At 31.9% G+C, this 20,053-nt stretch carries 20 protein-coding genes; 11 read left to right on the plus strand and 9 right to left on the minus strand.

Annotated elements, in window-relative coordinates:
- Nucleotides 1-8: 8 nt before the first annotated feature.
- Entirely contained in the window at nt 9-428 is a 420-nt protein-coding gene (locus R6X41_RS06200; protein ID WP_318498455.1) for a helix-turn-helix domain-containing protein, read from the minus strand.
- Between the two features lie 303 nt (nt 429-731).
- Between R6X41_RS06200 and R6X41_RS06205 the strand changes: the two genes are divergently transcribed.
- On the plus strand, nt 732-1,886 hold the full coding sequence (locus R6X41_RS06205; RefSeq protein WP_318498457.1) for a M14 family metallopeptidase: 1,155 nt from the start codon (nt 732-734) through the stop codon (nt 1,884-1,886).
- Between the two features lie 73 nt (nt 1,887-1,959).
- Nucleotides 1,960-2,439: an Lrp/AsnC family transcriptional regulator gene (locus tag R6X41_RS06210; RefSeq protein WP_318498459.1), complete on the plus strand. Its 480-nt coding sequence runs from the start codon at nt 1,960-1,962 to the stop codon at nt 2,437-2,439.
- Nucleotides 2,440-2,500: 61 nt separating this feature from the next.
- Here the strand turns inward: R6X41_RS06210 and R6X41_RS06215 are convergent, their stop codons facing one another.
- Nucleotides 2,501-2,824: a hypothetical protein gene (locus tag R6X41_RS06215; RefSeq protein WP_318498461.1), complete on the minus strand. Its 324-nt coding sequence runs from the start codon at nt 2,822-2,824 to the stop codon at nt 2,501-2,503.
- 81 nt (nt 2,825-2,905) lie between these two features.
- On the minus strand, nt 2,906-3,979 hold the full coding sequence (gene aroB / locus R6X41_RS06220) for a 3-dehydroquinate synthase (RefSeq protein ID WP_318498463.1): 1,074 nt from the start codon (nt 3,977-3,979) through the stop codon (nt 2,906-2,908).
- A gap of 94 nt (nt 3,980-4,073) precedes the next feature.
- On the opposite strand from aroB, the gene R6X41_RS06225 reads away from it, so the two are divergent.
- Entirely contained in the window at nt 4,074-5,246 is a 1,173-nt protein-coding gene (locus tag R6X41_RS06225; RefSeq protein ID WP_318498465.1) for a proline dehydrogenase family protein, read from the plus strand.
- Between the two features lie 61 nt (nt 5,247-5,307).
- Here R6X41_RS06225 and R6X41_RS06230 read toward each other — a convergent pair whose 3' ends face one another.
- From R6X41_RS06230 to porX, 6 genes are all read right to left on the minus strand, one after another.
- Nucleotides 5,308-5,682, minus strand: coding sequence for a hypothetical protein (locus R6X41_RS06230; RefSeq protein ID WP_318498467.1), 375 nt, complete (start codon nt 5,680-5,682; stop codon nt 5,308-5,310).
- On the minus strand, nt 5,683-6,882 hold the full coding sequence (locus tag R6X41_RS06235) for an alanine dehydrogenase (RefSeq protein ID WP_318498469.1): 1,200 nt from the start codon (nt 6,880-6,882) through the stop codon (nt 5,683-5,685).
- A gap of 64 nt (nt 6,883-6,946) precedes the next feature.
- Nucleotides 6,947-7,471, minus strand: coding sequence for a hypothetical protein (locus R6X41_RS06240; RefSeq protein WP_318498471.1), 525 nt, complete (start codon nt 7,469-7,471; stop codon nt 6,947-6,949).
- Entirely contained in the window at nt 7,434-7,577 is a 144-nt protein-coding gene (locus R6X41_RS06245; protein ID WP_318498473.1) for a hypothetical protein, read from the minus strand. Before R6X41_RS06245 ends, R6X41_RS06240 begins: the two co-directional genes overlap by 38 nt.
- Nucleotides 7,578-7,759: 182 nt before the next feature.
- Complete coding sequence (gene tsaE / locus R6X41_RS06250; protein WP_318498475.1) at nt 7,760-8,170, minus strand: tRNA (adenosine(37)-N6)-threonylcarbamoyltransferase complex ATPase subunit type 1 TsaE; 411 nt, start codon at nt 8,168-8,170, stop codon at nt 7,760-7,762.
- A 96-nt stretch (nt 8,171-8,266) separates the two neighbouring features.
- Nucleotides 8,267-9,820 (minus strand): T9SS response regulator signal transducer PorX, encoded by a 1,554-nt coding sequence (porX, locus tag R6X41_RS06255; RefSeq protein WP_318498477.1) that lies wholly within the window; start codon nt 9,818-9,820, stop codon nt 8,267-8,269.
- Between the two features lie 78 nt (nt 9,821-9,898).
- Between porX and R6X41_RS06260 the strand changes: the two genes are divergently transcribed.
- From R6X41_RS06260 to R6X41_RS06295, 8 genes are all read left to right on the plus strand, one after another.
- The gene (locus R6X41_RS06260; RefSeq protein ID WP_318498478.1) at nt 9,899-11,119 is read left to right on the plus strand and encodes an HD domain-containing protein; all 1,221 of its coding nucleotides are present in this window, start codon (nt 9,899-9,901) and stop codon (nt 11,117-11,119) included.
- 24 nt (nt 11,120-11,143) lie between these two features.
- Nucleotides 11,144-12,157 (plus strand): UDP-3-O-(3-hydroxymyristoyl)glucosamine N-acyltransferase, encoded by a 1,014-nt coding sequence (gene lpxD, locus R6X41_RS06265; protein WP_318498480.1) that lies wholly within the window; start codon nt 11,144-11,146, stop codon nt 12,155-12,157.
- Nucleotides 12,157-13,563 (plus strand): bifunctional UDP-3-O-[3-hydroxymyristoyl] N-acetylglucosamine deacetylase/3-hydroxyacyl-ACP dehydratase, encoded by a 1,407-nt coding sequence (locus R6X41_RS06270; protein ID WP_318498482.1) that lies wholly within the window; start codon nt 12,157-12,159, stop codon nt 13,561-13,563. Before lpxD ends, R6X41_RS06270 begins: the two co-directional genes overlap by 1 nt.
- Nucleotides 13,564-13,573: 10 nt before the next feature.
- Nucleotides 13,574-14,359 carry an acyl-ACP--UDP-N-acetylglucosamine O-acyltransferase gene (gene lpxA, locus R6X41_RS06275; RefSeq protein WP_318498484.1) on the plus strand — a complete coding sequence of 262 codons (786 nt, stop codon included), beginning with the start codon at nt 13,574-13,576 and terminating at the stop codon, nt 14,357-14,359.
- Between the two features lie 9 nt (nt 14,360-14,368).
- On the plus strand, nt 14,369-14,935 hold the full coding sequence (efp, locus tag R6X41_RS06280) for an elongation factor P (protein ID WP_318498486.1): 567 nt from the start codon (nt 14,369-14,371) through the stop codon (nt 14,933-14,935).
- A 5-nt stretch (nt 14,936-14,940) separates the two neighbouring features.
- Complete coding sequence (locus R6X41_RS06285; RefSeq protein WP_318498488.1) at nt 14,941-15,879, plus strand: UDP-3-O-(3-hydroxymyristoyl)glucosamine N-acyltransferase; 939 nt, start codon at nt 14,941-14,943, stop codon at nt 15,877-15,879.
- Between the two features lie 114 nt (nt 15,880-15,993).
- Nucleotides 15,994-16,875 (plus strand): succinate--CoA ligase subunit alpha, encoded by an 882-nt coding sequence (gene sucD, locus R6X41_RS06290; protein ID WP_318498490.1) that lies wholly within the window; start codon nt 15,994-15,996, stop codon nt 16,873-16,875.
- Nucleotides 16,876-16,986: 111 nt separating this feature from the next.
- On the plus strand, nt 16,987-19,959 hold the full coding sequence (locus R6X41_RS06295) for a M16 family metallopeptidase (protein WP_318498491.1): 2,973 nt from the start codon (nt 16,987-16,989) through the stop codon (nt 19,957-19,959).
- The last annotated feature ends 94 nt before the right edge of the window (nt 19,960-20,053 follow it).

Below are 20,053 nucleotides of genomic sequence, written 5' to 3' on the forward strand. Positions count from 1 at the left end.
TAGTGAACTTAAATGGAGTTCTCAAAGTTTTTAAAGCTTCCGTCTGTGTAAAAAATGACTATACGCTCAATCTGTTTGGAAGAATCGGATTTTAAAACCTGATTAGGGATTTGATTTGAAATAGATTCTATAGGTTGTTTCGTTTTCGGGTCTTGTTCGGTGTCATTTGAAAACAAATTAGGAGCAGTCGCTTTTTTCGTTTCAGAGGGGAAAGCGCCTTTTCCATTTAATAGCCAATATAATTCAACTTCAGGGAAGGTAGATAAAATCTTCATCACAAAATCTAGACTGGGTTTATTTCTGCCCGACAAAATATGTGAGATGGAAGAACGCTGTACGCCAATTTTTTCAGAGAAAGACGAAGCCGATTCTCCATAAAAATCGATCACTTTTTGTAAACGTTTTGTGAACTCATCACTGTTTATCATTGTAAACTAATTAGCATTGGTTAATTGGTTACAAATGTAATAAAAAGAATGATATCTATTACAATTGGTAAACAAATCATGTAATTTATATAAATCTAAAGCTTTATGTAGTGTAAATTAATAAGTTGAAATAGAGTGTATTAAGTGTTACTAATATTAAACAACATTTTGTCTAGATTAAGACTGTTTTTTAATTTACAGTGCTTATAAATACTGTTTATAATTGTATACAATCAACGGCGTGTTTTTTGTTTACATTTGTAAATAATTAATTGTTTACATTTGTATACTTATAATAAAGGCATGAATATTACAGAAATCACTAGTCTATATAAGACTAATAAAGAGCAACATTTAAGTGGTCGTTATATCACCAATTCTCATATTAAACCACTATTAGAAAATTTAGATTCCAGTTTTGAAGTTTCAGAAATAGGACGTTCGGTTTTAGGAAAACCTATTTCGGCTATTAAAGTTGGTACAGGTAAAAAGCGATTATTACTTTGGTCGCAAATGCACGGAAACGAATCGACAACCACAAAAGCACTTTTCGATTTTATTAATGTGCTTAAACATCCCGATCAAGCTTTAGATTATTTAAAGGAAGAATGTACCTTATATATAATACCTATTTTAAATCCTGACGGTGCAGAAGCGTATACCAGACTTAATGCTATAAACATCGATTTAAACAGAGATGCGCAATTGTTATCCCAACCCGAGAGTAAAGTTTTAAGAGAGGTTTATAATGGCTTTAAACCTCAATATTGTTTTAATTTACATGGACAGCGTACTATTTTTAGTGCAGGTACCACAAATAATACGGCTACGGTATCTTTTTTATCGCCTTCACAAGATGAAAACAGGTCGATAACCGATTCTCGTAAAATAGGAATGGATATAATTGCTGAAATGAATACAACTCTGCAGCAGTTAATTCCTGGAAAAGTAGGACGCTACGACGATTCTTTTAATATAAACTGTGTTGGGGATAGTTTTCAGTCGTTTAATGTACCAACCATATTATTTGAAGCTGGACATTTCGAAAATGATTACGATAGAGATATTACTCGATTTTATATATTCAGTTCGTATCTGTCTGCTTTTACTTATATATCTAATCAGGATGTTAGTGGAGAGAATTATGACGATTATTTTAAGATTCCAGAGAACGATAAGTGTTTTTACGATATAATTATAAGAGATGCTAATGTTGGAACAGAGGAAAATCCAGAAATTTTAGATGTTGGCGTGCTTTTTATTGAAAAATTAATTAACAGAAATATTGAATTTTCATCAAAGATTGAAACGATCGCATTGCTCCCTAATTCTTATGGACATAAAGAGATTAATGCCAATAGAATGAGGGTGTTAGGAGTAGATGGACATGGGTTAAAAGAGGGTATCGAAAACGATTTCGTAACTATTGGTGATGATAAATTTTTAATGAAATTGTGAAAACCTTAATAATTTGGTAAGATTAATACATAAAAATGTATTATTTTTGCTTTAAAGAACAAAAAGTACAGATATGGCAAAATTCAAATTAGACGAAATAGACCACCAAATTCTTGATATGTTAATTGACAATACAAGAGTTCCATTTACAGATATCGCAAAAAAATTATTAATTTCGGCAGGTACAGTGCATGTTAGAGTTAAAAAAATGGAAGACGCTGGAATAATTCAAGGCTCTTCTTTAACTTTAGATTATAAAAAATTAGGATACTCTTTCATAGCTTATATCGGAGTTTATTTAAATAATACATCTCAAACTACATTTGTTTTAGAGCGTATTAATGAATTACCTTTTGTAACAGTTGCACATATCACCACTGGCAAGTTTAATATTTTCTGTAAAATTAGAGCTAGAAATACTGCTCATGCAAAAGATATTATTTTTATGATTGATGATATCGAAGGTGTGTATAGAACAGAAACAATGATTTCTTTAGAAGAAAGTATAAACGACAAAAAACGTTTAATGCATTATATCTTTAAAGAACTATAATATACTATATAGTCAAATTTAAAAAGAGCCGAATACATACATGTATTCGGCTCTTTTTTTTTTACTCTTCTTCAGAGGTGAATATTAAATCGTCTTCTAAAGTTAGTTCTGGTTTATCTGTAAAATCTACCACAATATGACCAAGACTGTTTAAGACGACATCTTCATTACTATCAAAATTAGACATGGTGTAGTGTAGTTTGCAACTCACTTTTACTAAATAAATCGCATCATCTGTCTTTATTTCTACAGCCTCGATGGTTTCATTTCGGTGATTGTCAAATTTTATAATATCTCTATCACCATAACCATCAAGGAATGCTTCTGTTAATTTGGTTAAAATTTCAGGTGTGAGTTTTTTGTAATCAACAATAACTTTTCTCATCTTAAATATGTTTTAGATGGTTAATTGTATTGCTAAATTTTGCTTTTTTCGGGTATTAATAAATTTACAAATTATTTTGAATTAATACGACTCGTTATAGAAATTTAACGCTTCAATAAGTAGATCATTTGGAACTATACAATCAATTTTAGTTTCACCTATAGCAGTAAGTAATACAAAGTTAACATTACCGTGCGAATTTTTCTTGTCGTATTTTAAAAGTTCGATTATAGGTTCATAATCATCTTTTTCAATAGCAACATAGTCATATATATTATTTATAACGTCTTTAATTTCTATGTTCTCAGTATTACTTAAGCCTGAAAGTTTTGTTGAAATAAAAGATTCCATAATCATTCCAATTGCAATAGCTTCACCGTGAAGTAAATCTGTTTTTTGTGGATGACTTAAAAAATAAGATTCTACAGCATGACCAAGAGTGTGACCATAGTTTAGCGTTTTTCTCAATCCATTTTCTTTCGGATCAATATCTACAACATGTTTTTTAATTTGGATAGATTCATAAATTAAATCATCTAAATTATCCATATTCAACACCGTTAGGTCTTTAAATTTATCCCAATATGCTTTATCTTGAATTAATCCATGTTTAAGCATTTCGGCTAAGCCAGAACGCATTTCGTTTTGTGGTAATGTTTTTAAATATGTGGTATCTATAATTACCATTTCAGGCGTGTTAATTACACCAATCTGGTTTTTTAAAGCACCCAAGTCAACTCCAGTTTTACCTCCAACAGAAGCATCGACCATGGATAATAGGGTAGTAGGAACGTTAATAAATGCTATTCCGCGCTTAAACGTTGAGGCTACAAAACCACCTAAATCGGTAATTACGCCACCACCTAAATTAATAACAAGGCTTTTTCTGTCTGCACCTAGTTCAGAAAGTACATTCCAAACACCAACACAGGTTTCAATAGTTTTATTGATCTCACCAGCTTCAATTTCAACGATTTCAATAGTTTGTGTCGTTTTAATTTCTGCTAACAAATGTGGTAAGCAAAGCTCATGAGTATTTTGGTCGACTAAAATAAAAATACTAGAAGGATTGCTTTCTTCTATATAATTATTTATATGTTTATATGCACTTAAATTAAAGTGAATTTTATAGGTCTTAGTATCTATAGTTTTCATAAAAATTGTGGTAAAAAAATAGCCGTGAAAATAAGGAGTTTTTTACAAAAAAGTAAGTTCGGCTTAATTATATTTACAAAAATTATTGATTTGAATGAATAACAACACCATTTTTGATAATACTGAAATTGCTTTTGCGTTAAAGAGCGATTCTGAATTGGAAAGAGCGTATTTTCTTTTCAAAATGATTTCTATAGAACCATTGGTTCGTATTGGAACTGCAGCTACAAATTTTGCTATTAAAGCGAAGTTACCCGTAGAAGGATTAATTAGGGTAACAGTATTCGATCATTTTTGTGGTGGAGTAAGCGAAGAAAATTGTTTGCCAGTTATCGATAAAATGTATGAAATGGGAGTGAGTTCTGTTTTAGACTATTCGGTAGAGGGGAAGGAAAATGAAGAGGAATTTGATGCAGCTTTACGAATTACTTTAAAAATTATAAGCTTTGCTGAAGAACGTAAATCTATTCCGATTGCTGTTTTTAAACCTTCAGGATTTGGTAGAATCGCTTTATATGAAAAAATAGGCAATAAGAAACCGTTAACAGATAAGGAAACAGAAGAATGGAATCGTGTTTTAAAACGTTATGAGGCGGTGTGTCAAGCTGCAAAAAACAGAGATATTTCTTTATTAATTGATGCTGAAGAAAGCTGGATGCAAAATGCAGCCGACGATTTAATTACAGAATTGATGAGAAAGTACAATACCGAAAAACCTATTGTATTTAATACGTTGCAAATGTATCGTCACGATCGATTAGATTTTTTAAAGCAGCAACATGCACTCGCTAAAACTGAAGGATTTTATTTAGGTTACAAATTAGTTCGTGGTGCATATATGGAAAAGGAGAATGAAAGAGCAGAAAAGCTTGGTTATACAACTCCCATTTGTGAAAGTAAGGAAGCTACAGATATAAATTATAATGCTGCAGTTTCCTATATGATGGATCATTTAAACGACATGTCTATTTTTAGCGGAACGCATAATGAATACAGCTCGTATTTTTTAATGAATTTAATGAAGGAGAAGGGTATAGCAAATTCCGATAAACGGGTTTGGTTTGGGCAATTGTATGGTATGAGTGATCATATTAGTTTTAATCTTTCACATTTAGGTTACAACGTTGCGAAATACGTTCCCTTCGGGCCTGTTAGAGACGTTATGCCGTATTTAATTAGACGAGCAGAAGAAAATACTTCTGTTGCAGGACAAACCGGTAGAGAGCTTAATTTGTTGTCTAAAGAGAAAAAGAGAAGAAAGAAATAATATTTTCACACACAAAAAAGACTGTCCGCATAGACAGTCTTTTTATGTTATGTAAGTTTTTTTAATCTAGAAGTTTAATGTCTTCAATAGTTGCAGTTTTATCGCAGTTTTTTACGATTAAAGCGATAGATTTTTTTTCCATAGTGCCATCTAAATAATACGTTTTACAGGGTTCTGTAGATGTTTCACTTTTAGAAAAATCGACATCACCTTTTCTTAAAACATGATTTAGAATAATGGTGTCTAATTGTTGCTCTGTAATAATATTTCGAGCATTTTCGCTATAAACTATTTGTTTAGTGTTGATGTTTTTTACTACTCGAGCATCAAGCCCGTAGCTGCATGAAGCTTTTTTTCCACTAAGGAAAAAAGCTAGAATTATAAGTCCTAAAGAAAAGCCTCCAAGATAATATCCAAAACGTTGAAAAAGTGTCATTTAAAAAATTAAGAGATTAATATCACTGTGTTTTAAGTTAAACCATTCGCCAACCGAACGATTCGTTAAAATACCGTGATAAAAGTACAACCCATTTTTTAAACCTTTCTCAAATCTTAAAGAATTTTCTAAACCACCTTCTTCAGCAATCTTTAAAAGATAAGGTGTGAAGATGTTACTTATTGAAACAGAAGCTGTTCTAGAGAAACGTGCAGGGATATTAGGAACACAATAATGTATAACACCGTGTTTATTAAATGTAGGAATTTTATGCGAAGTGACTTCACTAGTCTCAAAACAGCCTCCCATATCGATGCTAACATCCATAATTACTGACCCTTTTTTCATAGATTGCACCATAGCTTCTGTAACAAGAATTGGCGAACGAGACTTTCCACGTACTGCTCCAATAGCAACATCGCAGCGTTTTAAAGCTTTAGTTAAATTTTTAGGTTGTATTGTAGATGTGTAAATTGGTCGGCCTAAATTGGTTTGAATACGTCTAAGTTTTGAGATTGAATTATCGAATACTTTTACATTTGCACCTAAACCAATGGCGCTTCTGGCAGCAAATTCTCCGACTGTTCCAGCTCCTAAAATAACGACTTCAACCGGAGGAACACCACATATATTTCCAAATAACAAACCATTTCCTTGGTTAATATTCGATAATAATTCTGAAGCAATAATAACGGCACCTGTTCCTGCAATTTCACTTAAAGAGCGTACAGCAGGATAATGACCGTCGTCGTCGCGAATAAATTCGAAAGCTAAAGCTGTAATTCGCTTGGCAGCCATAGCCTCAAAATACTTCTTATGTTGTGTTTTTAATTGAAGTGCAGAAATTAAAATGGTTTGGGGATTAATAAGGTCGATTTGTTCTAGAGTAGGAGGTTCTACCTTTAAAATCATTGGGCAAGAAAATACTTTTGCCGTATCTTTTGTAAGTTCGGCACCAGCTTCACTATAATCTCTGTCTGTAAAATTTGCTCCTAATCCTGCTCCAGCTTCCATTAACACGCGGTGTCCGTTGCTAATTAAAGCAGAAACAGCATCTGGAGTTAGGCAAACTCGTTTTTCTTGATAGGCTGATTCTTTTGGAATACCTATAAATAAATTGCCTTTGTATTTATAAATCTCAAGAGTCTCTTCTTGTGGAATTAACTGCTGGTGTGTGAATGGTGAAAATGATTTAGACATATTTTTTTGACACTATAATATGTAGTCAAATTACAAATAATATTTTAAATGCTTAAAAGTAATTTTAAAAATAATCTTTTAGCCTTTCTTTAATTGCTTTAGGAGAAATTTTAAATTCATCTTCAAGATCTTGGAGCGATTGATCTACTTTATTTACATTATTAAAAATTCTAGCACGAATTAAATATATAGATGGAATTATAAACGCCATAATTGGCAATAAATAAAAAATTTGATTACTATCTACATATTGTAAATCATCATTAAGCACTGTGAAAATTTGAAAAGAAAACATTGCAATTGGTACAAGTAAAACATGATACCACCAATGACGACACGTAAAAAACCAAATTATCAATAATAATAATGGCATTAATTTCCCCATTATTGTCCAAGCAACAATATCTAATCCACCGTAAAAAGTGCTTTCGTAAGTAAATAAGAAAGTGTGCCAAACCGTAATATTAGGTGGCACACTTTCATATAAATAGAACAAATAGGGAGTAGCCGCAATAAATGTTGCAATAATACTCCCTAAAATTAGGCTTCTATTATCCGTGTGATGGAATTTTAATTTTCCATTTTTCAATTTGTGGGGTTTGTTGATCATTCAAGTTAATTAGGTTAGTTGCTTGTGCAGTGAAAAACATGCCTCCAAAAATTGCGATTGCGATAATGTACTTTTTAGTTTTCATAATTCTAAGGGATTTAATTAATTAATGATTCAAATATATAGAATGCACTAATTGAATTTTGATCGAAATGTTAAAATTATGTTAAAACCAACTGTTTTGGAACATGAGTGTTACGGTAAAACCGTACTTCTTTAAATTTTGATAATAAATCAATACATAAAGACTGCTTAAGTACTTAATTTTTAATTTTTATTAAATGTTAATCTTCTGGTTTCTGGATCTATACAATCAATTTTTAAACGATTACACGGTTCGTTTTCTAGAATATTTTTAACCTTTTCGGGCCATTCTATAAATAACCAAGCACCAGAATCTAAATAATCTTCAATACCAAAGTTATAAGCTTCCTCTTCGTCGTTTAATCGGTAAAAATCGAAATGATATACTAAACCATCATCTATACTATATTCATTAACAATTGAAAATGTTGGGCTACTCACATCGTCTTTACAACCTAAACCTTTAACTAAGGCTTTAATTAAAGTGGTTTTTCCTGCACCCATTTCTCCATAGAAAAGTATGGTTTTAAATGTTGCTTTTTCAAGGATTTCTTTTGCAACATCATCTAAATCATTAATATGGTATTCTCTCATTTTAACATAGCATATAGATGCAATTATAAGTAATAAAAATTAAAATCACTAATGATATATTCAGTCAACAATGATATTCAATCTAGATAAATTAATCTATTTAGGGTTTAAAACAACAAATGGAATAATCATTTCTTCTAGTGAAACACCACCATGCTGATAGGTGTTTCTAAAATAACTTACGTAGTGATTGTAGTTGTTGGGATAAGCAAAAAACAAATCGTTTTTAGCGAAAATAAATGAACTACTCATGGTTAAACTAGGTAAGTGCACCGTTTTTGGATTTCTAAATTCTATAACATCTTTAGATTCGTAAGTTAAACTACGTCCTGTTTTGTATCTTAAATTTAAAGACGTATCGCGATCGCCAACAACTTTAGATGGATTTTTTACATTTATAGTACCATGATCTGTAGTTAAAATTAATTTGAATCCTAAATGTTGTGCTTGCTGAATGATTTCAAAAAGGGGAGAGTTTTTAAACCAGCTTTGTGTTAAAGACCGATATGCTTTATCGTTTGAAGCTAATTCTTTTACAACATCCATTTCAGTTTTCGCATGCGAGAGCATATCAACAAAATTGTAAACAACAACTGTTAGGTCATTGTCTTTCATGCTTTTAAAATTGTCGACTAATTTTTTACCATTTTTTAAATTTGTGATTTTATGATACTCGCATGTTAAGTTTTGTAAACCCAAACGTTTCATTTGAGCTTGAAGAAATTCTGCTTCGTACAAGTTTTTTCCACCTTCATCGGTATCGTTTTTCCAATATTCAGGGTGTAGTTTTTCCATATCACTAGGCATTAGTCCAGAGAAAATGGCATTTCTGGCGTACTGTGTTGCGGTTGGTAAAATACTGTAAAATGTATTTTCGTATTCTTTTTTATAATGAGGTGTTATAAATGGTTCGAAAGACTTCCATTGGTCGTACCTTAAATTATCTATAACGACTAGTAATGTGGGTTGTTCTTTACTTAATTCTGGAACAACCTTGTTTTTAAATAGGGTATGAGACATGGTTGGAGCATCGGTATTTGGCTCGAACCAACTGGCATAATTTTTATCAATAAATTTCCCGAATTGTGAATTAGCTTCAGATTTTTGGGACTCCAAAATTTCGAACATTCCTGCATCCTCAATATTTTCTAATTGAATTTCCCAATACACTAATTTTTGGTATAAGGTGGCCCATTCTTCATAACTGTTTACCATGGCTAAATCCATAGCAATTTTTCTAAATTCCTGTTGATAGTTAGACGTTGTTTTTTCTGAAATTAATCGCGAATGATCTAAATTCTTTTTTAGACTAAGAAGAATCTGATGCGGATTGACAGGTTTAATCAAATAATCGGCAATTTTATTACCAATCGCTTCCTCCATGATATACTCTTCTTCACTTTTAGTAATCATTACCACAGGCAAGGTGTTGTCTTTTTCTTTAATTTCATTTAAAGTTTCAAGACCTGTTAATCCCGGCATGTTTTCGTCTAGAAAAACAATATCGAATTTATTGCTGTCTAATATCTCAAGTGCCTCAGTACCACTAGTGCATTTTGTGACTTTATAATTTTTTTTCTCAAGAAAAAGGATGTGTGGTTTTAGTAAATCAATTTCATCATCAACCCAAAGTATATTTATGTTATTCATATCGTTATATTTGTATATGTTTTTGTGATTTTTTAATCATTTTTAGAAGATCATCTTAAGCATTTCTAAACCATATAGATGAATAAACTTAAAATATTAAACGATCCAATTTACGGATTTATTACCATACCAAATTCGTTAATTTTCGATTTAATTGAGCATAAATATTTTCAGCGTTTAAGACGAATTACCCAAATGGGGATGTCTTATTTAGTTTATCCAGGCGCACATCATACCAGATTTCATCACGCAATAGGGTGTATGCATTTAATGCAAAAAACAATTTATGTACTTCGTTTTAAGGGTGTTGAAATCTCTGACGAGGAAGAGTTAGCTTTAAATATAGCAATCCTTTTACACGATATTGGTCATGGCCCGTTTTCACATGCAATGGAGCATAGTATTGTAAATGGCATCTCTCACGAGCAAATTTCGTTGCTTTTTATGGAGCAATTAAACGATGAATTTAACGGAAGTTTAACTCTAGCCATCTCTGTTTTTAAAGGTGAATACCCTAGAAACTTTATGTGTCAGTTAATTTCTTCACAATTAGATATGGATCGGGCCGATTATTTAAAGCGAGATAGTTTTTATACCGGAGTTGCAGAAGGAAATATAAATAGCGAACGTTTAATTACGATGTTAAGTGTTGTAGACGATGAGTTGGTGGTTGAAAATAAAGGAATTTATAGTGTAGAAAAATTTCTTGTCGCTAGACGGTTAATGTATTGGCAAGTTTACCTTCATAAAACAAGTGTTGTTGCAGAACAGTTATTAATTCGCGTTTTAAAACGTGCGAAAGAATTGTCTCATAATAGCGTACATCTTGAAGCTAGTCGTGCATTATCTTATTTTTTAAAGACTGAAATAAATGAATCTAATTTTGATACGCATACTCTAGAAACGTTTTCTAAATTAGACGATTATGATATAATTTCTGCGATGAAAGAATGGCAATACCACGACGATTTTGTACTTCGTAATTTATGCGAAATGATTTTGAATAGAGATTTATTGAAAATTAAATTGAAGAAGAAAAAAATAGGTAAGGAGCACTTAAAATCACATTTAAAAGAACTCATAGCAACCTATAATATAAGTGAAGCAGAAGCTCATTACTTTGTGTTTACAGGCGAACTTACAAATCAAGCATATCAGCAAAATGGTAAGCAAATTAAAATCTTGTATAAATCAGGTAAAATTGAAGATATAGTGAAAGCTTCAGATCAATTAAACTTGAAAGCGCTTTCAAAACCGGTCACTAAATATTATATATGTTATCCTAAAGCTAAACTTTAGGACATTTTTCCTATTTTTGCTTCGATGAAATTTACAGCAGAACAAATAGCAGGAATTTTAGAAGGGGAAGTTGTTGGTAATCCCGACGTAGAAGTTTCTACTTTATCTAAAATAGAAGAGGGTGTTGAAGGTGCACTAACATTTTTGGCAAACCCCAAATACATACATTATATATATACTACAAAAGCGTCTATTACTATAGTAAATAAAACGTTTATTCCAGAAAAGGATCTTAATACGACTTTAATAAAGGTGAATGATGCCTATAAGGCATTTTCAAAATTATTAGAATATTATAATTCTGCAAAGTCGAATAAGGTGGGTATTGAACAACCTTCATTTATTGGAGATTCATCAATTCAAGGAAATAACATTTATGTTGGCGCATTTTCATATATTGGAGAAAATGTAAATTTAGGAGATAATGTTAAAATTTATCCAAACGCATATGTAGGTGATAATGTTAGTATCGGAGAAAATACAATCCTTTATCCAGGTGCTAAAATTTATTCCGATTGTATTATAGGACGCAATTGTGTAATTAATTCAGGATGCATAATTGGCGCCGATGGATTTGGTTTTGCTCCAAATGAAGCAGGAGAATATGAGAAGGTGCCACAAATTGGAAATGTAATTTTAGAAGATTATGTCGATGTGGGAGCAGGAACGTCTATTGATAGAGCAACATTAGGATCTACCATTATTCGAAAAGGTGTGAAGTTAGATAATCAAATTCAAATTGCACATAATGTCGAAATCGGTAAGAATACAGTAATTGCAGCGCAAACAGGTGTAGCGGGATCAACTAAAATTGGCGAGAACTGTCAAATTGGTGGACAAGTTGGTTTTGCAGGACATTTAATTATTGGAAACAATGTTAAAATACAAGCGCAGTCTGGTATTGGAAGAAATATAAAGGATAATGAAATATTACAAGGTTCTCCAGCATTTTCTTATTCCGAATGGAGTAAATCTTATGTGCATTTTAAAAATTTACCAAAATTAGTTAAAAAAATAAACGAAATAGAAAAAAAATAATGGCAATAGTTAAGACAGAAACCAAACAAAAAACCATTAAAAACAGTGTGTCTTTAAATGGAGTTGGATTACATACAGGTAATAATGTATCACTAACTTTTAAGTCAGCACCAAAAAATTTCGGTTTTGCATTTAAACGTATGGATTTAGAAGGTGCACCAGTTATTGAAGCTGATGCAATTTATGTAACCAACACCGAACGTGGTACCTGTTTAGAGAAAAATGGGGTCATTATTCAAACCTGCGAGCATGTATTAGCAGCCTTAGTTGGTTTAGATTTAGACAATGTTTTAATTGAGTTAAGTGCAGCAGAGCCACCTATTTTGGATGGATCTTCAAAGTTTTTTGTTGAAGCTTTAGAAAGTGCTGAAATTATAGAGCAAGAAGCGTTTAGAGAAGAGTATGTAGTAACCGAAGTTATTTCTTTTATAAATGAAGAAACCGGAAGCGAAATTCTTTTAATGCCTGCTAAAGAATATCAAATTACTACTATGGTCGATTTTGGCACTAAAGTATTAGGTACTCAAAATGCAACTTTAAATCAGGTTTCAGACTTTAAAAAAACGATTGCAGATGCTAGAACATTCAGTTTCTTACATGAAATTGAAATGCTTTTAGAGCACGGATTAATTAAAGGAGGAGATTTAAATAATGCCATTGTTTATGTAGATAAGGAATTATCTCCGGCAACTATGGAGAAATTAAAAGAAGCCTTTAAAAAAGATTCTATTTCTGTAAAGCCAAATGGAATTTTAGATAACTTAACATTACATTATCCAAATGAAGCTGCAAGACATAAATTACTTGATGTAATTGGAGACTTAGCTTTAATAGGAACACGTATAAGAGGTAAAGTTATTGCAAATAAGCCTGGACATTTTGTAAACACACAGTTTGCTAAAAAAATGTCTAAAATTATTAAAAATGAAAGACGTAATAATGTGCCTTACGTAGATTTGTCACAAGAGCCTTTAATGGATGTTAATCAGATTATGGATATGTTGCCACACAGACAACCATTCTTGCTAATTGATAAAATTTTCGAACTTTCGGCTACGGGTGTTATCGGTATGAAAAACGTAACTATGAACGAACCGTTTTTCGCAGGTCACTTTCCTGGAGCTCCAGTAATGCCAGGTGTTTTAATTGTTGAAGCAATGGCGCAAACAGGTGGTATTATGGTTTTAAGCACTGTTCCGGATCCAGAAAATTACCTTACGTTTTTTATGAAAATTGATAAAGTAAAATTTAAACAAAAGGTAGTTCCTGGAGATACTTTAATTTTTAAATGTGATTTAATTACTCCAATTCGAAGAGGAATATGCCATATGCAAGGTTATGCTTATGCTAATGGAAAATTATGCGCAGAAGCAGAATTAATGGCTCAAATTTCAAAAGTAAAATAAAAATTATCACATGAATCAACCATTAGCTTACGTGCATCCTGGTGCAAAAATTGCAAAGAATGTAGTTATAGATCCGTTTACAACGATACATAATAATGTGGTGATAGGAGAAGGGACTTGGATAGGAAGTAATGTTACTATTATGGAAGGTGCTCGCATTGGAAAAAATTGTAATATCTTTCCAGGATCTGTTATTTCCGGAGTGCCTCAAGATCTTAAATATAATGATGAAGATACATTAACTATAATTGGTAATAATGTTACCATTAGAGAATGTGTTACTATAAATAGGGGTACAACCGATAGAATGAAAACCGTAATTGGTGATAATTGTTTAATTATGGCGTATTGCCATATTGCTCACGATTGTATAGTTGGTAGAAATTGTATCTTTTCTAATAATAGTACTTTAGCTGGACATATTACAGTTGGAGATTACGTAGTATTAGCAGGAATGACAGCTGTTCATCAGTTTTGTTCTATAGGGAATCATGCGTTTGTAACTGGAGGATCATTAGTAAGAAAAGATGTTCCGCCGTTTGTAAAAGCAGCTCGCGAACCATTATCATATGTAGGGATTAATTCTGTTGGATTAAGACGAAGAGGTTTTACCACAGAAAAAATAAGAGAAGTACAGGATATTTATCGCGTATTATATCAAAAAAATTATAATAATACCCAAGCGGTAGAAATTATAGAAGCAGAGTGGGAAGCTACTCCAGAACGCGATGAAATTCTTCAATTTATAAGAGATTCACAACGCGGAATTATGAAAGGATATTTTAAATCAAACTAAAAAAATAGAATGGCATCAACATCAGATATTAGAAACGGATTATGCATAAGATATAATCATGATATTTTTAAAGTAATTGAATTTTTACACGTTAAACCAGGTAAAGGTCCAGCATTTGTTAGAACAAAATTAAAAAGTGTAACAACTGGAAAAGTCATAGATAACACATTCTCTGCCGGACATAAGTTAGAAGATGTTCGTGTAGAAACTCATAAATTTCAATATTTATACCCAGAAGGTGATTTATATCACTTTATGAATGTTGAAGACTATACACAAATCATGCTAAACGTGAATGCTTTAGATAGTCCAGATTTATTAAAAGAAGGAGAAGTGGTTACAATTTTAATTAACTCTGAAGATGGTATGCCACTTTCAGTAGATATGCCTGCAAGTGTTATTTTAGAAATTACTGCTACAGAACCGGGTATTAAAGGAAACACTGCTACTAATGCAACAAAACCTGCAACTGTAGAGACTGGAGCTATAATTAATGTACCTTTATTTATTAATGAAGGCGATAAAATTAAAGTAGAAACAGACAAAGGAACGTACAAAGAACGTGTAAAAGAGTAGGTGTTTTGAAATTCCCTAAACCATATACATTAAAACAAATAGCAACTATTATAGATTGTGAATTTGTTGGACAAGACGAATTTCCTGTGTTAGGCATGAACGAAATACATGTGGTAGAAACGGGAGATATTGTTTTTGTAGACCATCCTAAATATTATGATAAAGCTTTAAAATCGGCAGCAAGTATTGTATTAATTAACAAAGAAGTTGAATGTCCAGAAGGTAAGGCGTTGTTAATTTCAGACGATCCTTTTCGGGATTTTAATAAATTAACACAACATTTCAAACCGTTTCAAAGTGCAAATCAAAGCATATCAACTTCAGCTATAATAGGCGAGAATACTATTCTTCAACCTAACTGTTTTGTTGGTCATAATGTAACTATTGGAAAAAATTGTATTATTCACTCTAATGTTAGCATTTACGATGATACTGTAATTGGAGATAATGTAATTATTCAAGCAGGAACTATTTTAGGAGCTTCAGCATTTTATTATAAAAATAGACCAGAAGGTTTCGATCAATTAAAATCTGGCGGTCGTGTAGTGATAAAAGATAATGTACATATAGGTGCATTGTGCACAATAGACAAAGGAGTTACTGGCGATACAATTATTGGTGAAGGTTCTAAACTAGATAATCAAATTCAAGTTGGACATGATACCGTAATTGGTAAGAAGTGTCTTATTGCTTCGCAAGTAGGAATTGCTGGCTGTGTGGTTATTGAAGATGAAGTTACAATGTGGGGTCAAGTAGGAACAGCTAGTGGAATCACCATAGGAACAAAAGCTGTTATTATGGGGCAAACCGGAGTAACAAAATCGGTCTCTGGAGGAAAATCGTATTTCGGTACACCTATTGAAGAATCTAGGAATAAATTAAAGGAATTTGCAATGTTAAGACAACTTCCTAAAATAATTGAAAAATTAAAAGAAAATTCCTAATTACAAATAGCGTCTGGAAACAGAATGTTTTTAAATAAAAGTCAAAAAAAATCTTTATAAATACTTGTTAAAACTTTACATTTGTGAAGCTTTAAAAAAATAAATACAACTTAGATGAGCGTTTTAGTAAACAAAAATTCAAAAATAATAGTTCAAGGATTTACAGGTAGTGAGGGTACTTTTCACGCCGAACAAATGATTGAATATGGTACAAATGTAGTAGGAGGAGTAACTCCTGGTAAAGGTGGCCAAACACATTTAGATAGACCAGTTTTTAATACTGTAAAAGATGCTGTAGACCAAGTTGGTGCAGATACTACCATTATTTTTGTACCGCCAGCTTTTGCTGCAGATGCTATTATGGAAGCTGCCGATGCTGGTATTAAAGTAATTATTACAATTACTGAAGGTATTCCAGTTGCAGATATGATTACTGCTGCAGACTATATTAAAGGTAAAGACTGTCGTTTAATTGGTCCTAATTGTCCAGGTGTAATTACACCAGGTGAAGCTAAAGTTGGTATTATGCCAGGTTTTGTATTCAAAAAAGGAACTGTTGGTATCGTCTCTAAATCAGGTACTTTAACTTACGAAGCTGCAGACCAAGTTGTAAAACAAGGTTTAGGTATTACTACAGCTATTGGTATTGGTGGAGATCCAATTATTGGAACTACAACTAAAGAAGCTGTTGAATTATTAATCAACGATCCAGAAACTGAAGCTGTAGTTATGATTGGTGAAATTGGTGGTCAGTTAGAAGCTGATGCTGCACATTGGTACAAAGCTAGCGGAAGTAAAAAACCAGTTATTGGTTTTATCGCTGGAGAAACTGCTCCTGCAGGTCGTACAATGGGTCACGCTGGTGCAATTGTTGGTGGTAGCGATGATACTGCTCAAGCTAAAAAAGCAATTATGTCAGAATGTGGAATTCACGTTGTAAATTCTCCTGCAGAAATTGGTAAAAAAGTTGCAGAAGTTTTAAGTAAATTAGCATAATTAATGTAGAAGTTTAGCAGTGTTGCACTGTTAAAATAAATATAAAAATATTATTCTTTAATCCGTTAACAGTAATTTGTTAGCGGATTTTTTAATTCTTAACACATTTATATGAAACAAATCAAACTCATTCTTATGCTTTGCTTTTTAGCGACTTTTAATAGTGCTTGTAAACAACGTGTAGACATTAACAAAACGGAAATATCAGAAGTGAAAAAAGATGCTAATGGCTTTTCTTATGAAGTTGTAAATAACGATCCAACCGGATTGCGTTTATATACTCTAGAAAATGGTTTACAAGTGTATTTAAGTCAAAATACAGACGAACCAACAATTCAAACTTACATTGCCGTTAGAGCCGGCTCAAATTACGATCCAAGTAATTCAACAGGATTAGCTCATTATTTAGAGCATATGTTATTTAAAGGAACCGATAAGATCGGAACTTCAGATTGGGAAAAGGAGCAAGTGTACATTCAGCAAATTTCAGATTTGTATGAAGCACATCGTGCAGAAACCGATGAAGCAAAAAAACTTGAAATTTATAAAAAAATAGATGAAGTATCTTTAGAAGCTTCAAACTATGCTGTGGCTAACGAATACGACAAAATGGTTAGCGGAATGGGGGCAACAGGGACAAATGCACATACATGGTTTGAAGAAACTGTTTATAAAAATAAAATTCCAGCTAACGAGCTAAAAAAATGGTTAACATTAGAAAGTGACCGTTTTAGTAAATTAGTGTTAAGATTATTTCACACGGAATTAGAAGCTGTTTTTGAAGAATTCAACAGAAGTCAGGATAACGATGGTAGAAAAGTGTATTCTGCAATGTTAGACGGATTATTTCCTACACATCCTTATGGACAACAACATACTATTGGAATATCTGAACACTTAAAAAATCCATCGTTAGTAGATATTAATAATTATTTCGATAAATATTATGTACCAAATAATATGGCAATGGTATTGGTTGGAGATATCGACTTTGATAAAACAATAAAAGAAGTAAACGAAACTTTTGGTAAATTAGTTAAGAAGGAAGTTGTACACCCAACGCTTTCTACAGAAGAGCCAATTACTGCGCCTATAGTTAAAGAGGTATTTGGTCCTACTTCAGAAAATATTAGCATTGCTTATAGAAGTAATGGAATTAATTCTGAAGATGAAAAATATGTAACATTAGCAGATATGATTCTTGCAAATGGTGAAGCAGGATTGATAGATTTAAATTTAAATCAGAAACAATTAGTGCAAAGAGCAGGAAGTTCTACCATGTTTTTAAACGATTATGGTTTACAACAGTTCTCAGGAAGCCCAAAACAAGGTCAATCTTTAGATGAAGTAAAAGATTTAATTTTCTCTCAGATTAATAAACTTAAACAAGGTGAGTTTGACGATTGGTTGATTGAAGCCGTAGTAAACGATTTAAAACTGAGTCAGACTAAACAATACGAGAATAGTACAGGATTAGCTTCAGCATATTACAATGCCTTTATTCACCATGAAAAATGGGAAGATAAAGTTGCGTTTTTAGATGAGTTAAAAGCTATTTCTAAGGACGATTTAGTGGCTTTCGCGAATCGTTTTTACAAAGATAACTATGTTGTAGTTTATAAAAGAAAAGGTGAAGATAACACAATAGTTAAAGTTCAAAATCCAGGTATTACACCTGTTAATTTAAATAGAGATAAGAGTTCTCAATATTTAACAGCCTTTGAAGCACTAGAATCGGAAGAACTGCAACCAAAATATGTAGATTATAAATCGGCTATAAAAGAAACAGCACTAGACAATGGTGTAAAAGTATCGTATATAGAAAATGAAACTAACGATTTATTCAATCTGAATATCATTTTTGATATGGGAACGGATAACGATAAAAAATTGAGTTTAGCCGTTGGATATTTAGAGTATATAGGTACAGATACAATGTCGGCTGAAGATATTAAAAAAGAGTTTTATAAATTAGGAGTGAACTATTATGTAAGTTCAGGTAACGATGTTTCTTATATTGGGTTAAGCGGATTAAAAGAAAACCTACCAAAGGGATTAGAATTACTTGAAAATTTGTTGACTAATGCGAAATCCGATCCAGATGCATATGCTAGTTATGTAGATAAAATTTTAAAAGGAAGACAAGACGGTAAAACCCAAAAGGGTAATATTTTATGGAATGGTTTAGTTAACTATGGTCAATATGGTGAGAATTCTCGTTTAAGAAACATCATTAAAGCTTCAGATTTAAAAGGGCAAGATCCTCAAGAATTGGTAGATATCGTTAAAGGTATAAAAGATTATAAGCAACGTATTTTCTATTATGGTAAAGATGTAGATGCTGCTGTTGCGGCGTTAAATAAAGACCATAAATTAATTTCTCCACTTAAAGACTATCCAGAAGCAACAAGTTATGTAGAAAAAGACACAGGCGGACATGTGTATTTTGTGAATTACGATATGGTGCAATCAGAAATGGTTTTCTTAGCTAAAGGAGATGCTTTTAATGCCGATAATCTGGCAGCTGCAGGATTATTTAACGCTTATTTTGGTAGCGGATTATCTTCAATTGTATTCCAAGAAATCAGAGAATCTAAGTCTTTAGCGTATTCAGCATTTTCAAAATACGATACAGCAAATAGAAAAGAAGAATCTAATTACGTGACGGCTTACATTGGTACTCAGGCAAATAAAATGGAGCAGGCTGTTGATGCGATGATGTCCTTAATGAGTGATATGCCTGAAGCAGAACAGCAATTTGAAGCGGCTAAAGATGCTGCTTTAAAGAAAATTGCAGCACAACGTATTACCAAAGCTAATATTTTCTGGAGTTACGAAAGCTTGAAAAAATTAGGAATAGATAACGATAATCGTGAAGCTATGTATAATACCATTCAAAACATGACAATTAATGATTTGCGTGATTTCTTTAATGAAAATATAAAAGGAGAAAATTACAACATCATGGTTATTGGAAATAAAAAAGATATCGATTTTAAAGCACTCAGTAAATTAGGTGAGATTAATGAAATGGATATCGATTATTTATTTAATTATGATACAACAGCAGATGTAAAGATGTAATTCGTATAAATAACCTTTAAAACACTAAAACCTCACAAATATTTGTGAGGTTTTTTTATACTGTCAGAATTTGAATTAGTATATTTGAAATTCA

Source organism: Formosa sejongensis, assembly GCF_033447105.1.
In the GTDB taxonomy this organism is placed as follows: Bacteria; Bacteroidota; Bacteroidia; order Flavobacteriales; family Flavobacteriaceae; genus Formosa.

Excerpts from the sequence above, each read along its gene's own strand:
- R6X41_RS06200 (WP_318498455.1), bottom strand. The coding sequence starts at position 428 with ATGATAAACAGTGATGAGTTCACAAAACGTTTACAAAAAGTGATCGAT.
- R6X41_RS06205 (WP_318498457.1), top strand. The coding sequence starts at position 732 with ATGAATATTACAGAAATCACTAGTCTATATAAGACTAATAAAGAGCAA.
- R6X41_RS06210 (WP_318498459.1), top strand. The coding sequence starts at position 1,960 with ATGGCAAAATTCAAATTAGACGAAATAGACCACCAAATTCTTGATATG.
- R6X41_RS06215 (WP_318498461.1), bottom strand. The coding sequence starts at position 2,824 with ATGAGAAAAGTTATTGTTGATTACAAAAAACTCACACCTGAAATTTTA.
- aroB (WP_318498463.1), bottom strand. The coding sequence starts at position 3,979 with ATGAAAACTATAGATACTAAGACCTATAAAATTCACTTTAATTTAAGT.
- R6X41_RS06225 (WP_318498465.1), top strand. The coding sequence starts at position 4,074 with ATGAATAACAACACCATTTTTGATAATACTGAAATTGCTTTTGCGTTA.
- R6X41_RS06230 (WP_318498467.1), bottom strand. The coding sequence starts at position 5,682 with ATGACACTTTTTCAACGTTTTGGATATTATCTTGGAGGCTTTTCTTTA.
- R6X41_RS06235 (WP_318498469.1), bottom strand. The coding sequence starts at position 6,882 with ATGTCTAAATCATTTTCACCATTCACACACCAGCAGTTAATTCCACAA.
- R6X41_RS06245 (WP_318498473.1), bottom strand. The coding sequence starts at position 7,577 with ATGAAAACTAAAAAGTACATTATCGCAATCGCAATTTTTGGAGGCATG.
- tsaE (WP_318498475.1), bottom strand. The coding sequence starts at position 8,170 with ATGAGAGAATACCATATTAATGATTTAGATGATGTTGCAAAAGAAATC.
- porX (WP_318498477.1), bottom strand. The coding sequence starts at position 9,820 with ATGAATAACATAAATATACTTTGGGTTGATGATGAAATTGATTTACTA.
- R6X41_RS06260 (WP_318498478.1), top strand. The coding sequence starts at position 9,899 with ATGAATAAACTTAAAATATTAAACGATCCAATTTACGGATTTATTACC.
- lpxD (WP_318498480.1), top strand. The coding sequence starts at position 11,144 with ATGAAATTTACAGCAGAACAAATAGCAGGAATTTTAGAAGGGGAAGTT.
- R6X41_RS06270 (WP_318498482.1), top strand. The coding sequence starts at position 12,157 with ATGGCAATAGTTAAGACAGAAACCAAACAAAAAACCATTAAAAACAGT.
- lpxA (WP_318498484.1), top strand. The coding sequence starts at position 13,574 with ATGAATCAACCATTAGCTTACGTGCATCCTGGTGCAAAAATTGCAAAG.
- efp (WP_318498486.1), top strand. The coding sequence starts at position 14,369 with ATGGCATCAACATCAGATATTAGAAACGGATTATGCATAAGATATAAT.
- sucD (WP_318498490.1), top strand. The coding sequence starts at position 15,994 with ATGAGCGTTTTAGTAAACAAAAATTCAAAAATAATAGTTCAAGGATTT.
- R6X41_RS06295 (WP_318498491.1), top strand. The coding sequence starts at position 16,987 with ATGAAACAAATCAAACTCATTCTTATGCTTTGCTTTTTAGCGACTTTT.